Annotated in this window: 18 protein-coding genes; 16 read left to right on the forward strand and 2 right to left on the reverse strand. The window is 63.8% G+C overall.

All coding sequences use genetic code 11. The features are described from left to right. Positions 1-191 precede the first annotated feature (191 nt). From kdpF to BSY17_RS00345, 7 genes are all read left to right on the forward strand, one after another. Positions 192-281: a K(+)-transporting ATPase subunit F gene (kdpF, locus tag BSY17_RS00315; RefSeq protein WP_069063878.1), complete on the forward strand. Its 90-nt coding sequence runs from the start codon at positions 192-194 to the stop codon at positions 279-281. After that, positions 281-2,290 (forward strand): potassium-transporting ATPase subunit KdpB, encoded by a 2,010-nt coding sequence (gene kdpB, locus BSY17_RS00320; protein ID WP_069063879.1) that lies wholly within the window; start codon positions 281-283, stop codon positions 2,288-2,290. The genes kdpF and kdpB overlap by 1 nt, the downstream gene beginning before the upstream one ends. A gap of 18 nt (positions 2,291-2,308) precedes the next feature. Continuing rightward, positions 2,309-3,967, forward strand: coding sequence for a potassium-transporting ATPase subunit KdpA (kdpA, locus tag BSY17_RS00325; RefSeq protein WP_171899153.1), 1,659 nt, complete (start codon positions 2,309-2,311; stop codon positions 3,965-3,967). Between the two features lie 30 nt (positions 3,968-3,997). Next, entirely contained in the window at positions 3,998-4,552 is a 555-nt protein-coding gene (locus BSY17_RS00330; protein ID WP_069063880.1) for a potassium-transporting ATPase subunit C, read from the forward strand. A gap of 13 nt (positions 4,553-4,565) precedes the next feature. Further along, positions 4,566-7,214 carry a sensor histidine kinase gene (locus BSY17_RS00335; protein ID WP_069063881.1) on the forward strand — a complete coding sequence of 883 codons (2,649 nt, stop codon included), beginning with the start codon at positions 4,566-4,568 and terminating at the stop codon, positions 7,212-7,214. After that, positions 7,183-7,905 (forward strand): response regulator, encoded by a 723-nt coding sequence (locus tag BSY17_RS00340; RefSeq protein WP_237236162.1) that lies wholly within the window; start codon positions 7,183-7,185, stop codon positions 7,903-7,905. The genes BSY17_RS00335 and BSY17_RS00340 overlap by 32 nt, the downstream gene beginning before the upstream one ends. Positions 7,906-7,972: 67 nt before the next feature. Then, positions 7,973-9,184, forward strand: a complete 1,212-nt coding sequence (locus BSY17_RS00345) for a GGDEF domain-containing protein (protein WP_237236164.1) — start codon at positions 7,973-7,975, stop codon at positions 9,182-9,184. 7 nt (positions 9,185-9,191) lie between these two features. Here the strand turns inward: BSY17_RS00345 and BSY17_RS00350 are convergent, their stop codons facing one another. Beyond that, positions 9,192-10,922, reverse strand: a complete 1,731-nt coding sequence (locus tag BSY17_RS00350) for a class I SAM-dependent methyltransferase (RefSeq protein WP_069063882.1) — start codon at positions 10,920-10,922, stop codon at positions 9,192-9,194. Between the two features lie 31 nt (positions 10,923-10,953). Next, entirely contained in the window at positions 10,954-11,610 is a 657-nt protein-coding gene (locus BSY17_RS00355; RefSeq protein WP_037475618.1) for a class I SAM-dependent methyltransferase, read from the reverse strand. Between the two features lie 92 nt (positions 11,611-11,702). Between BSY17_RS00355 and BSY17_RS00360 the strand changes: the two genes are divergently transcribed. The 9 genes from BSY17_RS00360 (at position 11,703) to BSY17_RS00400 (ending at position 22,391) form a co-directional block, all read left to right on the forward strand. Continuing rightward, positions 11,703-13,661 (forward strand): polysaccharide pyruvyl transferase family protein, encoded by a 1,959-nt coding sequence (locus tag BSY17_RS00360; RefSeq protein ID WP_069063883.1) that lies wholly within the window; start codon positions 11,703-11,705, stop codon positions 13,659-13,661. Between the two features lie 115 nt (positions 13,662-13,776). Beyond that, the gene (locus BSY17_RS00365) at positions 13,777-15,504 is read left to right on the forward strand and encodes a tetratricopeptide repeat protein (RefSeq protein WP_069063884.1); all 1,728 of its coding nucleotides are present in this window, start codon (positions 13,777-13,779) and stop codon (positions 15,502-15,504) included. After that, complete coding sequence (locus BSY17_RS00370; RefSeq protein WP_069063885.1) at positions 15,501-16,796, forward strand: polysaccharide pyruvyl transferase family protein; 1,296 nt, start codon at positions 15,501-15,503, stop codon at positions 16,794-16,796. Before BSY17_RS00365 ends, BSY17_RS00370 begins: the two co-directional genes overlap by 4 nt. Next, entirely contained in the window at positions 16,793-17,077 is a 285-nt protein-coding gene (locus BSY17_RS00375; RefSeq protein WP_052027654.1) for an acyl carrier protein, read from the forward strand. The genes BSY17_RS00370 and BSY17_RS00375 overlap by 4 nt, the downstream gene beginning before the upstream one ends. Beyond that, positions 17,074-17,961 carry a glycosyltransferase family 2 protein gene (locus BSY17_RS00380; protein WP_052027653.1) on the forward strand — a complete coding sequence of 296 codons (888 nt, stop codon included), beginning with the start codon at positions 17,074-17,076 and terminating at the stop codon, positions 17,959-17,961. The genes BSY17_RS00375 and BSY17_RS00380 overlap by 4 nt, the downstream gene beginning before the upstream one ends. Next, entirely contained in the window at positions 17,958-18,782 is an 825-nt protein-coding gene (locus BSY17_RS00385) for a phytanoyl-CoA dioxygenase family protein (RefSeq protein WP_069063886.1), read from the forward strand. Before BSY17_RS00380 ends, BSY17_RS00385 begins: the two co-directional genes overlap by 4 nt. Beyond that, positions 18,779-20,413, forward strand: a complete 1,635-nt coding sequence (locus tag BSY17_RS00390) for a fatty acyl-AMP ligase (RefSeq protein WP_069063887.1) — start codon at positions 18,779-18,781, stop codon at positions 20,411-20,413. The genes BSY17_RS00385 and BSY17_RS00390 overlap by 4 nt, the downstream gene beginning before the upstream one ends. Next, entirely contained in the window at positions 20,413-21,264 is an 852-nt protein-coding gene (locus BSY17_RS00395) for a phytanoyl-CoA dioxygenase family protein (protein WP_069063888.1), read from the forward strand. Before BSY17_RS00390 ends, BSY17_RS00395 begins: the two co-directional genes overlap by 1 nt. Beyond that, positions 21,261-22,391: a cytochrome P450 gene (locus BSY17_RS00400; RefSeq protein ID WP_083216939.1), complete on the forward strand. Its 1,131-nt coding sequence runs from the start codon at positions 21,261-21,263 to the stop codon at positions 22,389-22,391. The genes BSY17_RS00395 and BSY17_RS00400 overlap by 4 nt, the downstream gene beginning before the upstream one ends. Positions 22,392-22,408 lie beyond the last annotated feature (17 nt).

A 22,408-nucleotide genomic window follows, 5' to 3' on the forward strand; every position in this document is an offset into this window, starting at 1 on the left:
AGGCCTCTCCATCCTGGGTCCAAAGCGAGGTCCGATAGCGCGATAAAGACACCCTGTCACCGATTGGTCGAGCGAGGGTGGGTCAGTCTGCACGGCATTTTTACAGGATTTTCATGGGTAAGGTCATGAACCCCCATCGATAGTTCACGCGCATAGCGGCCATCGTCGGCTCCGATGAAAAGGAGTTTTTCATGACGTTCGACTTTGCCCTTGCTGGTCTGGTGGCGTTGGGCCTGCTGGGCTATCTGATCGCCGTACTGATCCGGCCGGAGCGCTTCTGATGGCCGGCACCTCGCTGTTCGAGCGCGCACTGCTGCTGCCTGCGGTGCGCGATGCGTTCATCAAGCTCGATCCCCGAACGCTGGTGCGCAATCCGGTGATGTTCACCACGGCCATTGTTGCCATGGTGGCGACGGTCATCCTGCTGCGCCACATGATCGCCGGTACGGGCGATCTGGCGTTCGAAGCACAACTGATATTCTGGCTGTGGCTGACCGTGTTGTTCGGCAATTTCGCCGAAGCGCTGGCAGAGGGGCGTGGCAAGGCGCAGGCGCAAAGCCTGCGCGCGACCAAGGACCAGCTCGTCGCGCTGCGCATCGGTAAGAATGGCGCGACCGAGGAAGTGCCTGCGACGCTGTTGCGGCAAGGCGATGTGGTGTTGGTCACGCAGGGGAGGCAGATCCCGGCCGATGGCGAAGTCGTCGCAGGCGTCGCCTCCGTCAACGAAGCTGCGATCACCGGCGAGAGTGCGCCGGTGATCCGCGAGGCAGGCGGGGACCGGTCGGCCGTGACGGCTGGCACGACCGTCCTGTCCGATCAAATCCAGGTCAAGGTGACAGCGGAACCGGGCAGCGGCTTTCTCGATCGGATGATCGCGCTGGTCGAAGGCGCGAGCCGCCAGAAGACGCCGAATGAGATTGCACTGACGATCCTGCTCACCGGTCTGACGCTAATCTTTCTCGTCGCGGTGGGGACGCTCCCGGCCTTTGCCGCTTATGCGGGCGGCGTGCTCTCCGTGCCGGTGCTGATCGCGCTTTTCGTCGCGCTGATCCCCACCACCATATCGGGACTGTTGTCCGCCATCGGCATTGCGGGCATGGACCGGCTGATCCGTTTCAACGTGCTGGCCAAATCAGGCCGAGCCGTTGAGGCGGCGGGCGACATCGGCACATTGCTGCTCGACAAAACCGGCACGATCACCATCGGGGACCGGCAGGCGAGCGAGTTCGTACCGCTGCCCGGCGTGGCGCAGGCGGATCTGATCGCCGCAGCGCGGATCGCCAGCCTGTCCGACACCACGCCGGAGGGCCGGTCGATCGTGACGCTGGCGGGAGACGGCGACGCCCTGCCCGCCGACGCTGTGCCGGTGGGCTTCACCGCGCAGACGCGGGTGAGCGGGATCGACCTGCCGGGGCGAAGCATCCGCAAAGGGGCCGTGGATGCGGTCCTCAAGCTGGGCGACTTCCCCGAAGACATCGTCCGCGCGCTCAGGAAGATTACCGATCGCATCGCGCAGGCGGGCGGCACGCCGCTGGCGGTGGTGGAGAATGGCCGACTGCTGGGTGCGGTGCATCTCAAGGATGTGATCAAAGCGGGTATCCGCGAACGCTTTGGCGAGTTGCGGCGCATGGGCATCCGCACGGTCATGATCACCGGTGACAATCCGTTGACGGCGGCGGCAATCGCGGCGGAAGCCGGGGTCGATGACTTCCTGGCCGAAGCGACGCCGGAGGATAAGCTCGCCTATATCCGCAAGGAACAGGCGGAGGGCAAGCTGGTCGCCATGTGCGGCGATGGTACCAATGACGCGCCTGCGCTGGCTCAGTCCGACGTCGGTGTCGCGATGAATACGGGCACGCAGGCAGCGCGCGAGGCCGGCAATATGGTCGATCTGGACAGCGATCCGACCAAGTTGATCGAGGTGGTGGGCATCGGCAAGCAATTGCTCATGACGCGCGGGGCGCTGACCACCTTCTCGATCGCCAATGATGTCGCCAAATATTTCGCGATCCTGCCCGCTATTTTCGTGGTGCTGTATCCGTCGCTTGGCGTGCTCAACCTGATGGGACTGGCCAATCCGTCGAGCGCCATCCTCTCGGCGATCATCTTCAACGCGCTCATCATTCCGCTGCTGGTGCCGCTCGCGCTCCGGGGTGTGGCCTATCGTCCGATGCCCGCGGCCAGCCAGTTGCTCCACAATCTGGGCATCTATGGCGCGGGCGGCGTGATCGCCCCCTTCATCGGCATCAAGCTCATCGACCTCGCCGTCGCCGGCCTCGGCCTGGTTTGAACGGGAAAGGACCAGATCATGTTCACAGCCATTCTCACCATCATCCTGATCGTCGGCGGCGCGGCGCTGCTGTCCTGGCCGCTTGGCCACTATATGGCGGCGCTGTTTTCGGGGCGCTTCGCGCGCGCCGATGGCCTGTTTGTGCGGGTTGCGGGGCGTGCGCCGCAGCAGGATTGGAAGCACTATTCGGTCGCGCTGCTGGCGTTCAACGCCCTGATGTTCGTGTTCGTTTTTGCACTTCTGGCGACACAACATTGGCTGCCGCTCAATCCCGATGGCCAGACCGCCGCATCGGTCGACCTGGTGTTCAATACCGCGGCGTCCTTCACCACCAACACCAATTTGCAGCATTATTCCGGTGAAAGCAGCTGGAGCTATCTGGCCCAGCTTGGCGGGCTGATGTGGCTGCAATTCGTGTCGGCTGCCACCGGGATCGCGGCCCTTGCGGCACTCGCACGCGGGATTGCCGGGCAAGCAAGCATGGGCAATTTCTTCCTCGACCTGCAACGCGCGACCTTTTGCGTGCTTTTGCCACTGGCGATCCTCGTCGCGCTGGCGCTGGCGCTGAGTGGCGTCCCGATGACCTTCGAAGGCGCGGCCCATGCAACGACGCTGGAGGGCGTAGCGCAGACAATCGCGCGCGGGCCTGCCGCCGCGTTTGTCGCGATCAAGCAATTGGGCACCAATGGCGGCGGTTTCTTTGGTCCCAACTCGACGCACCCGTTGGAAAACCCGAACTTCTGGTCGAACGGCTTTTCGATGATTGCCATCATCACCATTCCCATGGCCTGTGTGTGGATGTTCGGGCGGATCATCGGGCGGATGAAACATGCCGGCGTGATTTTCGCTGTCATGCTCGCCTTCCTACTGTTGAAGATTGGCGGATCAGTCGCCTTCGAGGCCGCGCCGACCCAGGCCTTCGTCCATCTGCCGGTGATGCAGGATGTCGGCAATCTGGAGGGCAAGGAATTGCGCCTTGGTGCCACGACCGGGCCGCTCTGGGCGGTGCTGACCACGTCGACCAGCAATGGATCGGTCGCGGCCATGCATGACAGCCTTAACCCCCTCACCGGCCTGATGCCGATGATCGGCATGTGGCTCAACGCCACCTTTGGCGGGGTTGGCGTGGGGATGATCAACATGTTCCTCTACATTGTGGTGGCGGTCTTCATCGCCGGGATGATGGTGGGCCGGACGCCCGAATATCTGGGTCACAAGGTCGAAGGCGGGGAAATGCGGCTCGCCATATTGGCACTGTTCAGCCACGCCCTGCTCATATTGGGTGGCACCGCCCTGTTCGCCGCAACCACCTGGGGACAGGCGACGCTGCACAACGTCGGCGCGCATGGCTTTTCCGAAATCCTCTACGAATTCAGCTCGGCGGGCGCGAATAACGGGTCAGGATTCGAAGGGTTGGGCGATAATAGGGTGCCTTGGAACATCGCCACCGGGCTGGTCATGCTGATCGGACGCTATCTGCCGATCATCGTGCCGCTGGCGATCGTTGGATCGCTGATGGCCAAGAAGCGCAGCGCCGAAAGCGCTGGCACGCTGAGCGTGGAGGGCGGCAGTTTCGGCATCATGCTGGTGATCACCATCCTAATCTTCGGCGCGCTGACCTTCTTCCCCGCCGCCGCGCTCGGCCCGATCGCCGAACATGTGACATTGATGCGCTAAGCGGCCTCTTGGTCGAAAGGATTATACGCAATGGCCTATCTCATTCCCTCGCTCCGCCTGTGGCTGGTGACGCTGCTTGTTTGCGTTGTCGGCTACACGCTGCTCGTTCTCACCTTCGCGCAGAGCGTCGCGCCGTTCCGGGCCAATGGATCGATCATCATAGTCGATGGCCGGGCGGTCGGCAGCGAACTGGTCGCGCAAAAATTTACGTCCGACCGTTATTTCTGGCCGCGCCCCTCGGCCGCCGATTATGATGCCATGGGCGCGGCGGGTAGCAACCTGTCGCCGACCAGCGAGACACTGGCCAAGCGGGCCGCCGACACCGTCGCGCGCTATGGGGCAACGCCCGCCAATCCTGTACCGGCCGATCTGGTGGCGGCGTCCGGCGGCGGTCTGGACCCGCATATCTCGCGCGGTGGGGCACTGTATCAGGTGCGGCGGGTAGCGCGCGCGCGCGGTATCGATCCAGCGGCGGTGGCGCGGCTGGTCAATGATGGCGCGATCGTGCCGGGTGGCCCCTTCGCGCCCGACCCGATCGTCAATGTGCTGCAACTCAATCTGGCGCTGGATCGCGTGAAGCCATAGAGCAGGTCCAGCGATGACCCAATCCACCCCCTCCACCGATGCCGACCATTATCTGCGGCTGGCACGCCAGGAGCAGCGCGGGCGTCTGACCGTCTATCTGGGTGCTGCGCCAGGCGTCGGTAAGACCTATCGCATGTTGCAGGACGCGGCGCGGCGACAGGCGGAGGGTGTGGATGTCGTCGTCGGCGTGGCGGAAACCCATGGCCGCAGCGAGACGGCGCTGCTGCTCGAACCGTTGCGCATATTGCCGCGCCACCGCGTCGATCATCAGGGCCATGCGCTGGACGAGTTTGACATCGACGCTGCGATCACGCGGCATCCGGGGCTGATTTTGGTCGATGAACTGGCGCATAGCAATGCGCCGGGCAGCCGACACCCCAAGCGGTGGCAGGATGTGGAGGAATTGCTGGCGGCGGGCATCGATGTCGCCACCACGGTCAATATCCAGCATATCGAAAGCCTTAATGACGTCGTGGCGGGCTTCACCCATATCCACGTGCGGGAAACCGTGCCCGACCAGATATTGGACGACGCCGAACTGATTATCGTCGACCTGCCCCCCGATGCCTTGATCGAGCGACTGGCGGCGGGCAAAATCTATCTGCCCGACACGGCGGGCCGGGCGCTCTCCAACTTCTTCACGCCGACCAAGCTGGCGGCATTGCGCGAACTGGCGCTGCGCTTTGCCGCCCGCAGCGTGGACCGGCGCCTGAGCGATCAGTTGCGCACCGCGGGCGACGAAGGCGATTTCGTCGCGGGCGAGCGGCTGATGGTCGCGGTCAGCCCCGGCAAGGGCGGGGCGCAGGTCGTCCGCCATGCCAGGCGGATGGCCGATATATTTCATGCGCCCTGGACCGCCGTGGTGGTGGAAAGCGGCCGGGCGCGCGCGATCGTCGGCGCGCAGCGCGAGCAGTTGGCCGACAATCTGGCGCTGGCGGCCTCGCTCGGTGCGTCGCTGATGACCGTTGCGGCCGACCATGTCGGGGACGCGCTGGTCGATCAGGCCCGACAATTGCGGGCCAGCCAGATCGTGATCGGCAAGAGCCGCCGGTCGCGCTGGTTCGAATGGCGGCATGGATCGATCGCCCAGGACGTGATCCGCAAGGCGCAGGGGGTTGCAGTGCATGTCGTGCCGCTCAGCGATGCGGACGAGAGGCCCGACAAGCCGCGTGAAGCCGCCTTTGCCCGCGACGATCTGGTGGCTTTTGCGATCGTCGTTGCGACCGTTGCCCTGTTGCGCCTGGCCCAGTCCTGGCTGCCGTTCGGCGCGATCGACCTGTTGCTGTTGATCCCCGTCATTCTGTCCGCCACGGTGCTGCGGCTGCGCGCGGGTCTCTGGTCGGCGGTCTGGGCTGCGCTTTGCTATAATTTCTTCTTCATCCCGCCCCTCCATAGCTTGACCATAGACGATCCCCAGAATGTCATCACCTTTGCCGTGCTGGCACTGGTCGCGGCCGTGGTCGGCTGGCTTGCCGGACGCATCCGGCGGCAGGCCGAAACGAGCGCCGGGGTCGCGCGCCTTAATGCGTCGCTGGCGCGCTTTGCGGGCTTGATGGGGGGACTGTCGGAGAAGGAGGAGACGGCGCGGGTAGCTTGCCGCGAAATCGGCAATCTGCTCGATGTCGAGGCGGTGATCGTCACGATTGAGGATGGCGATATCGTCGTGCGCGGCAATGACGCCTATCGCCGGATTGACATGATCGACGAAGCCGCGGTCCGCTGGGCGCTGGAACAGGGTATAGCGACGGGACGCGATACGGGCACATTGAACGCATCCGATTGGCAATTCCATCCGCTCAAGACATCTCTTGGCACCATGGGCGCGCTGGGACTGGCGCGGCCTTCGCAGGAGCGGATCATCCGGCCCGACGATGCGGTCATGCTCGCCTCGCTCGTGGACCAGACCGCACTGGCGCATGAACGCATCGTGCTGGAGGGACAGGCGCGCCAAGTCGATGCTTTGCGGGAGCGGGACCGCCTGCGCGGCGCGTTATTGGGCAGCATCGCGCATGACCTGCGCACCCCGCTTACGGCCGTGATCGCTGCGACGGAGGCGATCCCGGCGGAAGGAGCGTTCGCCGAAGAGATCGGCATCGCCCGTTCGGAATCGCGGCGGTTGCAGCGCTTTCTCGACGATCTGCTGGAAGCGTCCAGGATCGAACATGGCGCGATCGAACCGCGATGGGAGAGTGTGGACCTGACCGATATCATCACCGACGTCCTGCGGGCACTGCGTCAGGACGAGGCAGGTGCGCGGGTCACGACGCGGATCGACGGCGATTGCCCATTCGTGTCCAGCGATCCGCTGTTGTTGCGCCATGTGTTGATCAACCTCATCGACAATGCGCTCAAATTTTCGCCTGTGACGGCGCAGGTGGAGGTCGAATTGCTCTGCCGCGACGGCGATGTCCTGTGCCGCGTGCTGGATTCCGGCCCCGGCCTGCCCGCCGACACCGACGCCTTGTTCGATCGCTTCCACCGGCTGGAGGGGAGCGACCGGGTCGGTGGATCGGGCCTTGGCCTGTGGATCGCCAAGAATTTTACCGAAGCAGTCGGCGGGACGATAACGGCTGGCAACCGGGCGGGTGGGGGCGCGATGTTCGAGGTCATATTGCCGGGGCGCCCCAAGGATGAAGCGGAAGGACGCGCTGCCGATGCATAAGGATGTGCTGATCGTTGAGGATGAGCCCGCGATCCGGCGCTTGCTGGTGGGCGCGCTTGATCGGACGGGGCTGACCTATGCCGAGGCATCGACAGCCGCCGAAGCGTTGCTGCTGGCGGCCGTTCAGCCCCATCCGCTGGTGGCCCTGCTCGACCTTGGCTTGCCCGATCGGGACGGGTTGGAGATCATCCCGCAACTGGTGGAGGCCGGATTGGCGGTCATCGTGCTGACCGCCCGCGATGCCACCGACGAAAAGGTGGCGGCGCTGGACCTTGGCGCCGATGATTTCGTGACCAAACCCTTCGACAGCGCCGAACTGCTGGCGCGCATACGCTCGGCGCTGCGGCGCAAGACGGGTAGTCGCGCCGACCCACAACGGCGGGTGTTCGAAGGCGGCACGATCGATCGTGAAGCCCATGCCGTGACGATCGGTGGCGGGGCGGTGGCGCTGACCCCGCGCGAGTTCGACCTGCTATGGGCGTTGTGCGAAAAGCCCGGCCGCGTGCTGACGCACAGGACGTTGCTCGAAACCGTCTGGGGTGTGGCCCATCGCGACGATGTCGATTACCTCCGCGTCGCCATTCGCGCCCTGCGCAAGAAGGTCGAAGCGGATCCGTCGCGCCCGAAGCTGATCATCAATGAACCCGGTGTCGGCTACCGCCTGGCAGGGTCGGCACCGAGGGTCGCGTGAAGCGGAAGCCTTTTCGGTTCGGCGCACCGGTAGGATACTGTTAACATTCTTGCGCCCATGATGGCGTATGGAGAGACGCGCCAAGAATGGAACGCATCGCCGGATTTCGGCATTCAGCGCGGCAGGTGAGAGTAGCCTGCCGGACGCCGTCTATCGCGACCTCGTCTCCACGCTCTTTGCCATGGCGATGCCGATCATCGGCTTTGGCATCCTCTACGCCCTTGTCGGCACGCTGATCTTTCTCAAATGGCAGGATGGCGTGATAGCCGTTCTGACCGGTATTGCCATTGTGATCACCATGGCGCGTGTCTGGCTCATAAAAGCCTATAATCGCGCGGGAAGCACTACGCAGGATATCCCAGCGCTGAAGGCATGGGAGAGACGCTATGCGTTTTTGACCTATATATTCGCGCTATTGCTGGCGGCGCTCCACATACGTGCCTTGTCCGCGCACGAGCCGCTCGTGCATATCGCAACGATCAGCCTCATCTTCACCTTTGGTGCGGGAATAGTATCGCGCAACGCCTCTCGCCCCAAGCTATGCGTCATGAGCTTGTCGCTGGTGGTTCTGCCGACGGCGGTCGCCATGCTGATCCATGCCACGCGCGAATATGATCAATTGCTGCACGCCGAGTTTTTTGCCCTGCAAGCCCTGCTGCTGGTCACGGTCGCGCTGATGAGCTTGCAGTCGGTGCGGCATCTCTATGCTTCGTCCGTCGAACATTTGACCACCAAACATGATCTGGCGACGCTTGCGCGCTTCGATCCGCTCACGGGCCTGCCCAACCGCCTGTTGTTGCGGGAGACTTTTCAAACCAACGTGCAATCATCGGACATTGGCGACCAGATGGCGGTCCATTATCTGGATCTCGACGGCTTCAAGGCGATCAACGATCGATATGGCCATCCCGCTGGCGATGCGGTGCTGCGGGAGGTGGCGCGGCGGCTGCAGAGCATGATCCGGACAGAGGATGTGGCGTGCCGTCTGGGTGGCGACGAATTTCTGCTGCTCCAAGGCCATGTGCGGCATCAGGACCAAGCCGACCTGCTTGCCCGGCGCATCATCAAGCAGTTGAGCGAACCCTATCTGGTCGATGGGATAGAAATGCGCATTACGGTCAGCGTGGGCATTGCGATGGCCCCCGAATTTGGCCTGGAGCTGGAGCGGCTGATGGCTTTTGCCGATACCGCCCTGTACCGATCCAAGGCCAAGGGGAAGGCGCAGGTACATTTTTGTACAGCAGAGGATTTGCGACAATCCGGGCAGGCCGTAGCCTGAGCGCGGCTTAAAGCGCCTTTGTTGATATGAGCGTCACGCCGACAACATGCCCCGCCCCGCCACGATAAGGAATGGCGGTGGTCGGCAACCCCATGGCCGACAATATCTGGTTAATATCCCGGCCGAAATCGGTATAGACCAGCGACAGGCTGTCCGCACCCGATCCATGATAGACCGGCGGTAACAGCATGATGTCCTCCGGCCCGCTGGTGTCCACACGCGCCCGCGTGACCGGCGGGGGCGGCATGCCGATCGGCACGGTCCATATGTGCAATCCGCCCGGACGCAAAATGCGATGGACTTCGGCGAAGGCCAGCATTGGCTTGCGGATATGTTCGAACATGTCGGACGTGATGACGACATCGAAACTGTCATCGGCAAAGGAGGTCGCCATCAGATCCTGACAGGTCAAGGCACCGCGCCGCGTTCCGCTGGGTACGCCCGGTTCATAGAAGGATTGTTCGTAGCGGCGCGCGCGGCCCAGCCAACGGCGCAATGGCCCTGAAAAGCCAGCTTCGAATATGTCCAGTTTCGGCAATAGGTCCGACGCTGCCAGCGCGGCCAACGTGTCGAAACGGCCGCCACCCAAGCGATCGACTAGGGTTTTGGCCTGTTCGCGATAGCGCAATGTGGCCCGGCAATCATGACAAGCCAGCGTTTCCCGTTCGCTGGCGTGGGTGCGGCGAAACAGTCCTTCCCATCCGCATAGATTGCAGCGGTCCGCCATTTCATAAACAGCAAAGCCGGGCCTACCGATCGCATCCAGCCGTGCTTGCAAGGCAGGTGCCACGGCCCAGGCCGCCGGCTCTGAGCCAGCGGTAGCCAGTTCCTGTACATTGACGATATTGCCGGAATTCTGGTCCAATCCGCGCACGAGCGATGACGGCAAGGCCGCCGCATCCGCAGGCTGATGGATGTCGATATGGCTGTCGCGCACCCCGAAGCCGCCATTGAAGATGAGCGACGGCAGAATATCCGTCGACCGGAGCGTCAGATCGACACGGACCGACCGGACATTGGAAAGCAGCATGGCGCATTCCGTCCATGTACCAGCATCGACATCAACGGCAATCGCCTCGATCGGCGCATCCCGGCGACCAAGCAGGGACAACGCACGCCGCACCTTGCTGGCACGGAGCCTGATCCCACCTGTACATGCGCTTTCTCCGGCTTCGCTACGCTCGACAGTGATCGCACTGCCATTCACATCGTCGATGTCGGCATCGATCGAAAACCCATCGCAATCGATCAGATGGATGGCGGGCGCGGCGGCGCGGTGGGCGATGTTGCGGGCTTTTACCGTCAATCGAAGCTGGTCGCACCGGGTAAATGTCGCGGCCTGCTGGCCTGCGTCCTTAACGATCAGGTCGGTAATGGTGAATCGTTGGCATCCGTCCGCCCGCAAGCCGCTTCCCTGCACGCCGACGATGCGGACGCCGTCCAACACGCAATCATCCGCAGCGACCGTCAGCAATGACGTAGCCCGATGCCCGCTCCCGGTCAGCGCTAACGACTGAAGCTGGCTGCCATCGCCCCGCATCGTGAGGCCATGACGCGGATCGATGAAATGCAGGATGGGTAGGAGGCCGTCCTCTCCCCATAGAGTGATCGCATGATCCAGCAGAATGTCCTGCGCCAGATCATAGCGCGGCGCGTCGAGCATGATGTGCGCACCGGGCGGTGCTTGTGCAAGCAGAGCCACCAGGGCTGCCGTGTCGGCGGCACGAAGGTCCGTCATCGGGTGGCGAACCTGCGTCTGGGTACCCGGCTCATAGCTTTCGGTAGGCGCGCCGATGCTCCACGTCGCGATAGCCCAGGGGTATCTGTTCAAAACCGGCATCGGGGTCGAGCAGCAGGCTGCATATCATCTCGACATGCGACAATTCGATCTGCTCCTCGCTATAATCCGCCAGCACGGATGGATTATGCGAGGGTCGCATCGTCGGCGATTTCGCGATGGTCCAGTCATAATCGTCGAGCAGCAAATAGCCGCCCGGCTTGAGCAGTTCCTTGCAACAGACCGCTGCCAACGTATCATATTGATAAAGATGTCCGCCATCCAGATAGATGAAGTCGAACATGCCTTCGGGCCGGTCGATGCGCGCGCGCCGCGTCAGCATCGCGAGCGTCCAGCCATAGCTGTCGAAGGTGCGTCGCGAGTTGCCGACAATCTCGACATTGCGATAGCCGATGTCGGCAAGGTCGGCGCGCAATTCCTGCACGCGGCTGTCGAAATCGAACAGCCATAGCGTGCCGCGATGATCCATCGCGCGCGCCAAGGCCAGCGACGTCGCACCGATGCCGATCCCGACTTCCGCGATAAGCGGGTCGGCATGGGTCGCCAGAACGCGGGTCGCCAATTCGACCGCCTCCGCGCAGGGGCGCGAAATGGCTTGATAGCGGGGCTCTGCGTGCTGCTCCAACATGGCTTATGTTCCCGTCCATCGGCCAACAAGGCGGTTTACCAACGCGATAGGCCATAGTAGCTCTGTCCTCAAGACATGGGAGGCTTGGCCGCGTGAACGATGCAAATAATTCGCCACCGGACAGTTCCGGCACAGGCCCGCGCGTCGCGCTTTATGGAACATTCGACGTCCTCAACTATGGCGACCTGTTGTTTCCGCTGCTGCTGCGCGATCGGCTGGGCATCCCCGAAGAGGATTTTCACGCTTATTCCCCGCGTGGCGGCAAACCGGCCTGGGACGACACCGTCCCCTGCCTGCCGATCGAGACCGCAGCCGATTGTTCGGCGGACCTGCATGTCATCGGGGGCGGCAACATCATCCATGCGACCAGCACGCCGTTGCCCGACTATGCCGAAACACGCTTCGGCGCGCAGGGCAGCTATGCGGCGTTGTGGCTGGGCGCGGGGCTGATCGCTGCGCAGACGGGCGGACGGATCGCCTGGAATGCGCCCGGCCTGCCCCACCCGCTACTGCGTGGCCCGGTGCGAACCTTGAGCGACGCCATCCTGGCCGCTAGCGCACAGGTGGCCGTGCGGGACGAGGCAAGCCGCAATTTCCTCGGAAAATTGGGCGATGCATCCGTCCAGATTTTACCAGACACCGCGCTTGACCTCGCTGCGCTCTGGCCTGCGGCGGACTTGCGCGCCATCGCCGAGGCGGCCTTTACGCGGCGCGGCATGGCCGTGCCCGATCGCTGGGTGGCCGTGCATGTGAACAGCCGCTATCTCGACGCGGATGAGGCCGAGCAGGGAAGGCAGGTGGCAGCGCTGGCCGACCGGCTGAACGCTGTGCCGGTACTCATCGCGATCGGACCCTGCCATGGTGACGATCAATTGGCCCAGCGCGTCGGCGCATTGCTGCCGATACCAGTGCTGATACTGGATCAGCCCGAAGGTCTGAAGGAAATTGCGGCTCTGATCGCCCATGCCGCCTGCTATGTCGGTTCTTCCATGCACGGGCTGATCACCGCGCTTGCCTATGAAAAGCCAGCGCTCGTCATTGCCCGGCCTCGGATGGTCAAGTTCGCCGGTTTCCTGGAGCAACTGGGCATGACGGAGCGGCTGAGCCACAGCTGGGCCGAGGCGTTGGGTAAAGCGGCCCTGATGACGCCATTGCAAGAGCAAGAACGGCGCGCGATCAATGCTGCGCGCACGCGGATAGCCGATCATTGGGCGCAATTGCGCGCGCTGTTGCACGAGCCCATGAGCGAACGCGAAACGCAAGCCATGGACAGGCTGCGCCACTGGATCGCCGACCGCCCCGAAGGGCAGCGCGACTGGCAAAGCTTTGTGGCCGTCCTGCCCGTCCTTCTACCCCAAGCAGCATCGCCGATCAGCAAACCATTCCAGTGCAATATCTGCGGCGGCAAGACGGTGCGGCCGAACCGCCGACAAGCGGACGATATGGTCGGCCACGACCATGTCTGCGCCGGTTGCAACGCGACGGCACGGCACCGCGCCATGCGCCAGGTGTTGGAGGTGCTTCGGTCGGACCCGGCCTTGCGTACCATGGGATTGCAATATGGGCGGCATCGCGTCGCGGCGGGCGGCTGGTTTGCCCAATTCGACCTGATCGCGCCAACGCATGAAGGCGCTACGCTCGTGGCACCGGCCGCCGACAAACGCTATGCTATGATATTGTGCCTCGACATGCTGGAGCAGGTGGCGGACATTCAGGCGACCTTGATGCAATTGCGGGCGGCGTTGGCCGATGATGGCGTGCTGCTGCTATCCTTTCGCACCGTGCCGACGCGGCAAACCACGCTGGAATGGGGATTTCCGCGCGGCGACGATCATGGTCGCCTGCGCGCTTTTGGCACAGATATCCTGGCGCGTCTGGACACCTATCTGCCAGATGCTTTCCTGACCTTCGCCTGGCCATCGGACCCCTATTCGGACACGGAAACCGTGCTGTGCATCGCGACGGCTACGCAGGCACGGCATGACTGGATACAGGCCAGCGCCATCGCCGAAATGGCCCGATCAACCGACGGTCTTGCTGATCGACTATAGTATCGTCCAATCTCGACCAGTTCCTGCGACACCGTCCAAATCGGACTTCAATATTGACCCGGTTTGCATTAGCCATTGTCGTGGCCATGGAAGGCAAGGGGTACATGGGGGGCCGATGTTACACCGGGCAGACAAGACCGCTGATGGTGTGACCGCATCGCTCCTGCGCGATGAGATTGCCGCACTGGAGGCGCTGACGAGAGCGGCGGGCGACGACGATAGGTCGATCGATCGCCGCATATCTCTGGCGCGCGGGCGCTGGCCCGATGATCTGCGCCTGCGTCTTATCGAAGGCGGCTGGCTAGAAAAGACGGGCCGGGTCGAGGAGGCCGTGGCGGCCTTCCAGACGGCGCGCGACCATCATCCCGCCAACCCTTGGCCTGCGGTCCGACTGGTCGAACTCTTCCTGCGCCGCCAAAGGCCTGACGATGCCCGCATGCTGTTTCGTGAGGCCGTGTGGGCAGGTAGCGCGCCAGAACAGACGCGAACCGGGCTGCTGTCTCGCATCATCATGACCCTGGTCGATCCGGATATAAAGCGCGCCTATCTCGAAACCCTGCTGCGGTCGCACCCGGATGATCGCTTCATCCTGCTGAAACTCGCCGCCATCCGCTTTCGCCAGCAGGATCGAAGCGGAACCGAAGCATTGTTCGACAAGGCACGCGCCTGGGGACCGCTGACCGATGAAAGCCGCTTGATCGAGCTGGAACTGCATCTGGCCGCCGCACGGTTCGAAGATGCCTATGCCCTGTCCGTCCAGGTGATGGAGCGCAACCCCGACCGGGTCGAGTTCGCCCGCCGCGCGATCCAGGCGGCCATCTTCACCGGACGGATCGACAGCGTGATCGCGCTGCTCGACGCGGCCCTGACCCGCTGGCCGGACGATTGGCTGTTGCTGTTCCGCTATAACCGCTGCCCTCTGTCCGATAGCGTGGACAAGCGGCTGTTCGCGCTGTTGCGGGCGCGCGCACCGGAACAGGCGAGCAATTCGCGCTGGCTGTTCCAATATGCGATAGCCGCCCTGCGGCACGATGCTGTGGCCGATGCGCGGGCGATCATCGATCGTTTGGCGACGCAGGATGCCGTCGCGCATATGGCAGGGCCGTTGCGCACCGCCATGGCCGCGCATCCTGCTGCGACCTGGGACAATAAGCGCGCGGTTCGCCATGGTTGTGACCTCGACGTTCAAATTCTGCCCGTGGCAGGTGCGCAGGCGACAATCCTGTTGTTTGCCAGTGTCGTTGGGGGGCTGGGCTATCTGCCTTTTGGACTGGCCGACGGATTGCTGCGCCAGCGCCCCGTGAACATCCTCTATCTGCGCGATCGCAACCATCGCAGTTTCACCAGCGGCATCGCATCGCTCGGCCCGGATCATGATGCCATGATCGAAGCGTTGCACCGGCTGACCGAGGATTTGGGCGTGCCGGTCATCACCATCGGATCGTCCATCGCCGGGGTCGCGGCCATTCGGTGCGCCGCCATGATGGGAAGCCATGCGGCCATATCCTTTGCCGGGCCGGTCAATCTGGGGCTAGATGCCGCCGAAGACGCCCCGGTTGCGGCCAATGGCACGCGCGCTTCGCTGTTTTCGACCTTTACGAGCGCGGATATGGACTTGGTGGGCCTCATCCGGTCCGTGCCGCAAACCCATGTACATCAGGTCTTCGGCGCGGCGCACGCCCCCGATGCGCAGGCGGCACGCTGCCTGGATGGTCTCGACAATGTCACCCTCTATCCGATCGCGGACTGCGCCGACCATTTTGCGATCGAACATGCCATCGCCAACGGCCTGTTCTTCGCCGTGCTCGACAAGGCATTGGCCACCATAGGAGGCGGGATATGAGCGCGCGGCGCACCATCTTCATATCCGGCATGTTCGACATGAACAATTATGGCGACCTGCTGTTTCCCCTGGTGGCGCGCGCGCGTCTGGCCGATGCGGGTTTTGATGTGGTGGCGGTGTCACCGACCGGCGGGCAGGCCGACTTTCCCGACGCCCTGCCGACCATCGACATTGGCGAGATGTTGTCGGGATCGATCGCCCCGGCCGGGATATTGATCGGCGGCGGCTATATGATCCACGCCAATTCGCTGGCCTTTTTGGATCATTATGGCGATCCGTCGCTTGGCAATTGGGCAGGCGCTGGCCTTTGGTTGGGGGCGACGCTGGCGGCGGCGCTGCGCGACATTCCCATCGCCTGGAACGCGCCCGGCGTGCCGCATCCCTTTTCCAGTCGACAAAGGCGCGTGATCGACGCCGCCCGCCATGCCGCATCCTATGTTTCTGTGCGGGACGAAGGCAGCCGCCATCTGCTCGCTCCTGCGACGGAAGACGCCAGTATCGCGATCGTACCGGACCCCATTGCCGATCTGCCGCGGCTGTGGTCACGGGCCGATCTTGCCGACCCATTCCGGCAATTGCTGGCACGCAAGGGGATGGCACCCGACACACAATTGCTGGCCATCCATATCCGCAATCGGTCGGTCGCGGGCGTGGATCGCCAGGCGCTTGGATCAGCGCTGCGCCAGTTCACGGAGGCACGGCGGATGGTGCCGATGCTGGTGGCCGTCGGGCAGAACCATGACGACCCGACGGTCGCGCGCCAATTCGCTGACTCGCTCGGCGCGCCGTGCCTTATGCTCGACGACCCGCTCAGCCTGCAGGAAATCAGCGCCGCAATCGCCCATAGCGCGCTCTATATCGGGGCGTCCCTGCATGGCTATGTCGCCGCCAGTGCCTATGGCGTGCCTGGCATTCTGGTCGGCCGTCCGAGCTATAATAAATTTTCAGGCTTTCTGGCCCATTGCGGGCGGCCACAGGATCTCGCGCGCACCTGGGAGGAGGCTTTGACGATGGCATCGACGAAGGGCCAACGCCAGGATGGCAGCCTGCTGCCCGCATCGATCGCCGATGCCCTGGACCGCCATTGGGCGAGAATCACCGCTGCCTTCGACGCGCCTGTGGAGCGGCGGGAAGCAAGGCGCGACTTCGCCCTGACCTGGATGCGCGACATGATCGCGAACGATGGGCCGGGCTGGGCGCTCCAACCCATTCTCAATCGCCGGATGCGCACCCAGCCCGCTGCGGCGGGCGGCCTGTTCGACCTGTCCCCTATTGCAAAGGAACACCCATGAACCAACGCCTGCCATGCGACCGTGATACGCTGCGGGCCTGGATGGTCGCCTATATCGGCGGCGTCCTGTCCCTGCCCGAACAGGTGCCGGCCGATCAGACATTCGACGCCTATGGGTTCGACAGTGTGGAAGCGGTGGTGATGGCTGGCGTTATGGAGGAAGAGTTCGGCGTACAGGTCGATCCCGTCCAACTGTTCGAAAATCCCAGCATCGACGAATTTGTTGCCGCCTTTGCCAGCGATGGGGGCGGCAACATCGCGGGTGCGGAGCAACGCGATTGACGCAACCCGCCGTCTCGATCGTGCTGGTAAGTTATAATATGCGGCGGGAACTGCCCCGCACGCTGTTGTCGCTATGCCCGCCCTATCAGACGGACATCGCGCGCGCCGATATCGAGATCATCCTGATGGATAATGGTTCCGACCAGCCACCAACCCTGACGGACGTGGCTCATCTGGATGCCGATATTCGCATCGTGCAACAGGCCCAGCCCAGCGTGTCGCCGGTGTCGGCGATCAACCATGGGCTCTCGCTTGCCCGCGCGCCGTTTATCGGGGTGTGGATCGACGGCGCACGACTGGCCTCGCCCGGATTGATCGCCGCCTGCCGTTCGGCAGCGACGCTGCATCCGCGGCCCGTGGTCGCGACGCTCAACTATCAATTGGGACCGACCCTGCAGTTCGACAGCATACGCCATGGCTATGATCGCCATGCTGAGGATCACTTGCTCGATACGATCGACTGGCCGCAGGCGGGCTATCGCCTGTTCGACGTCGCGACGAGCGAATTGCGTGGTGGCCCGGAGGGGCCGATGCTGGAGAGCAACGCGCTGTTCCTGCCCCGGCCGCTATGGGACGAACTGGGCGGCTATGACGCGGCGTTCGTGGAGCCGGGCGGCGGCGTGGTCAATCCCGACACCTATTTGCGGGCCTGTGCCCTGCCCGATGTGCAGCAGATCCGCATAGTGGGCGAAGGGACGTTCCATCAGATCCATGGCGGCGTGTCGACCAGCACCCCGGAAAGCGCGATAGCGGTACTCCAGACCGGTAGTCGCCTGTATCGGCAACGGCGCGGTCGCCCGCTGGCCACGATGCGCGATCCGGGCTGGCTCTATGATGCCCAAAACCGATCCGTCATCCAGCCGCCGATCAGTGCGCGCGCATGACGGCGCATCGCATCGATAAGGCCGCCATCGCCCGCTATCGGCGCGACGGTTTTCTCGCGCCCCTGCCTGTGATGGATGAGGCCGCGATGGCCGCCCAACTCGCCCAGGTCGATGCGCTGGCCGCGATGCGCGCGGGCCGGATCGCGCCCGGCCATAATGTGAAGGTGCATCTTCTCGCCCCTTTCCTCTGGGACATGGTCCATCATCCCGCCATTCTTGACCCCATCGAGCAATTGCTGGGGCCGGACCTTCTCTGCTGGGCAGCGGGCTTTTTCGACAAGGCCCCAGGCACGCCGCAACATGTGACCTGGCATCAGGATGCGACCTATTGGGGCCTGTCGGCGCCCCAGGCGCTGACCGCCTGGATCGCCTTCACCCCTTCCCTGCCGGACAATGGCTGCATGCGCGTCAGTCCCGGCAGCCATCGGACACCCTTGGTGCATGTCGATACCCGCGACAATGACGTGATGTTGCCCGGACGCGAAGCGATCGCCGAGGAGGTGGACGAGAGCAAGGCGGTGGATATCCAGTTGCGCCCCGGCGAAATGTCGCTGCACGACGTCATGCTGGTTCACGGCTCACGCGCGAACATGTCGATGCAACGCCGTTGCGGTTTCGCCATCCGCTATATTCCCGCCCACCTCCGATCCATCGGCCCAGTACGCGCTTCCGCCACATTGGTACGAGGGCGGGACCATGGTCATTTCGATCTGGAACAGGCGCCCGAAGCCCCCTACCATCCGGCTGCGCTCGACCGATATTCTGGCGTGCTGCGCCGATGGATGCGCAATGTCCTGCCCAATATGGGGGGGCAGTCTTGAGCTTCGCCGTCGCCCCGACCTTGCCCGCCCTGCTGGAACAACATGCGGCGACCCGTGGGGATCACAGCGCCATCCGGTTCCTGCAACGGGGCGAGGCGGTCACCGAGCAGGCATGCTATGCCGAGCTGCATGCGGCGGTAACGACCATGGCGGGCCGATTATACCAGGCAGGGCTCGCCGGCACGCCGGTCGTGCTGGCCTTGCCACCGGGCTTGCCCTTCGTCGTGACGCTGCTGGCGTGCTTGCGCGCGGGTGCCATTGCCGTACCGATCCCCTTTCCCCCGACCGGCGACGAGGCGCGGCGGAGGCTGGCCTTGATGGTCGCCGATCTGGGCGCCGGCAGCGTAATCGGTCCCGCCGATCATGGCATCGACATGGGCGCACTGCGCCCAGTCGATCCGGCAGCCATGACGGGAGACGGGGTAGATGTGCCCCTGCCCGATCCCGATGCGGCGGCCGTGATCCAATATAGTTCGGGTTCCACCCAGGCACCCCGCGGGATCGTCATCAGCCATCGCAACATCATGGCCAATCAAGCGATGATCGGACAGATGTTCGGTAGCGGGCCGGACATCGTGGCCGTCAACTGGCTCCCCCCGCATCATGATATGGGGTTGTTCGGCGCGCTCCTGCATCCGCTTTATGCCAGCGGCACCGCCGTACTGATGCCCCCCTTCGCCTTTATCCAGAAGCCGCTCCGCTGGCTGAAGGCGATCAGCGACCATCGAGGCACGACCGCTGGCGGACCCAATTTCGGCTATGACCTGTGCGTTCGTCGCATCACGCCGGCGCAGGCAGGGACGCTCGATCTGTCGACATTGAAAGTCGCATTTTGCGGGGCGGAGCCGGTACGATTGCGCAGCCTGAACGCCTTTGCCGACCGCCTGGCACCGGCACGGTTCGATCCGGCTGCCTTTCTGCCTTGCTATGGTTTGGCCGAAGCCACGCTTTTGGCGACATCGACCCGATGGAACGATGGCGCGCCGGTTGCAGTCCCTGGCGTGGGCCGTGCCCATGTCTCCTGTGGATGGGCACCCGACGACGCGCAGGTCAGGATTTGCGATCCGCAGGATGGACGCCCGCTCCCCGATGGCGAACGCGGCGAAATCTGCATCGCCGGACCGCATGTCGCCATGGGTCTTTGGTCAGGGCGGGAGGGCCGCGTGGTGCCATTGCCCGAATTGCGCGAGGATGAGGATGGGACAGGCTGGCTTCCCACTGGGGACGTGGGCAGCTGGGCTGCTGATGGCCTGGTGATATTGGACCGGATCAAGGATTGCATCATCGTCCATGGCCGCAATATCCATGCCGCCGACGCCGAAGCCGCCGCGCTGGACGTGGATGGACCGCCACTGCTGGCGGTAGCGGCCGTCGGCATTACCGTCGAGGATGAGGAGCAACTGCTGCTATTGTGCGAAGTCGCGCGGAACCGCAGCAGCGCGATGGAACGCAGGGAATGGGCCAGGGTCGTGGCGCAGCAGGTTGGTGAACGGTGCGCCCTGATGCCCCAGATCGTCTTTGTCGGCAGCGGTGCCCTGCCGCGCACGACCAGCGGCAAAATCCGACGGCAGGCGGCCCGCGCCGCCTATCAGGCGGGTGAGATCAAGGCGCTGGTTGAGGGGGATATGTGATGGGGAAAGGCCTGACCGATGCCCAGATCGATGCTTTTCGTCGCGACGGCGTCGTTTTCCCCGTTCGCCTGTATCCGCAAACGGAAGCCGCGCAATTTCGTTCCGCACTGGAAGCGATCGAGGCGAGCCGTGCCGGGCGGCTGCCGCCTGCGCTGAACGCCAAGCCGCACCTGCTGATCCCCTGGCTATGGGATATGGTCCATAATCCATGTCTGCTCGACGCGATCGAGGATCTGCTGGGGCCGGACCTGCTATGCTGGGGCAGCAGTTTCATCATCAAGGAGGGCCACAGCCCCCGCCATGTCACTTGGCATCAGGACCAGACGCATTGGGGCCTCAATGCACCGCGCGCGGTGACGGCCTGGCTGGCGCTGAGCGACAGCGGCCCCGACAATGGCGGCGTGCAGATGATTCCAGGCAGCCATGCCCAGATATTGCCCCATCGCGACAGCGGCGACCGGCTGAACATGCTGGGTCGCCGCGAAGAGGTGATCGGCGGCGTGGATCAGCGGTCGGCGATCGACGTCAGGCTGCGTCCGGGCGAAATGTCGTTGCATGATCCGCTCATCGTCCATGGATCGCCACCGAACCAATCCAGCGAGCGGCGTATCGGCTTTGCGATGCGCTATATTCCCGCCACGGTGGCGCAGCGCAGCGGCGCGCGCAATTTCGCGACGTTGGTCCGTGGCCGGGATCATGGCCATTTCCAGTTGGAACAGGCACCCGCCGCGCCCTTCCACCCCGATGCGCTGCGGCATCATGGTGAATCGATCCGGCATGGGATGGCCGTGATATTCGACAAGAGCGATCGTCAACCAGAAGCCTCTGCGCCCAAAGGTCTTGACGGATGACCTCTATTACTGATCCCGACGCGCCGATCAGCCCCGCCATGCCGCCCTTCCGCAGCGAAGGGAACGGCCCGTGGGTCATCACGCGCCACGCCGATGCCAGCCTGATATTGCGATCGCCCGCTTTCCGCACAGCATCGCCGATGATGGGCATCGAACGGATCGCTGATCGCGCCAAGCGCGACTATTCAGATTTGCTGGCATTACTCGACCAAACGATGGTGTTTCAAAATGGCTCAGCGCATCTGGTCAGCAGGCAAGCCGTGCGCCATATCGTGCAGCAAAGCATGGCACGATGGCCAGCGTCCACCATTCTGGCGGAAGCCCGGCACATCGCAACTTCGGTGCCGTCTGGCGGCGCGATCGACGCGGTTGTGCATCTGGCTGATCCCCTCCCTTCTCGGATCCTGGCATCGATGCTGGGTTTGCCGGTCGATCAGGCCATGGCCTTGCGCGCGGACGCGATGCTGGTGACGCGGGCCTGGTCGCATAGCTGCAGTTTGCGGGACTATGATGCCTGCCAGGATGCCGCCCGTCGCTTGCGCCGTGGGCTCCGCAGCGGCTTGCAGCGGGATAGCATTGAGACTGACGATGCATCTTTCGATCTGATCGCGTTCCTGCTGGTCGCCGGGGCGGATTCCATCGCGGGTACGATCAGCGCGGCTCTGGACCTATTGGCGCGCAACCCGGCCTGGCAGGCGCGCCTACGGTCGGAACCGACTCTGATGCCGGGATTCATTCGCGAAACGCTGCGTCTTGCCGGGCCGTTGCGCCGTCTCAACCGGCGCGTGGCCCAGGCAGCGGTCGATATTGGGGGCGTGTCGATCGCGCCGGGCGATCTGGTGTTGCTGCGGATCGACCGTGCCCACCGGGACGCCGAAGCATTCGCTGACCCCGACCAAATCGATCCCGGCCGGAAAAATGCACCGTTGCTCGCCTTCGGCGGCGGCGCGCATATGTGCCAGGGGCCATTGCTTGGCGCGATGGAGGCCGAAATGATGGTAACCGCCATCATCGACCGCTTCCAGATACACCCGGCCGCGGCGCGCGGTGTCTTGCTAGATCATGAGGATTGGCGTGTGTTCGCGCACCTGCCCCTCATACTGACCCCTGTTGCGGCGGAGCAATGATGACCGATCCGACCTCT

The sequence above is a fragment of the Sphingobium sp. RAC03 genome (assembly GCF_001713415.1).
Classification (GTDB): Bacteria; Pseudomonadota; Alphaproteobacteria; order Sphingomonadales; family Sphingomonadaceae; genus Sphingobium.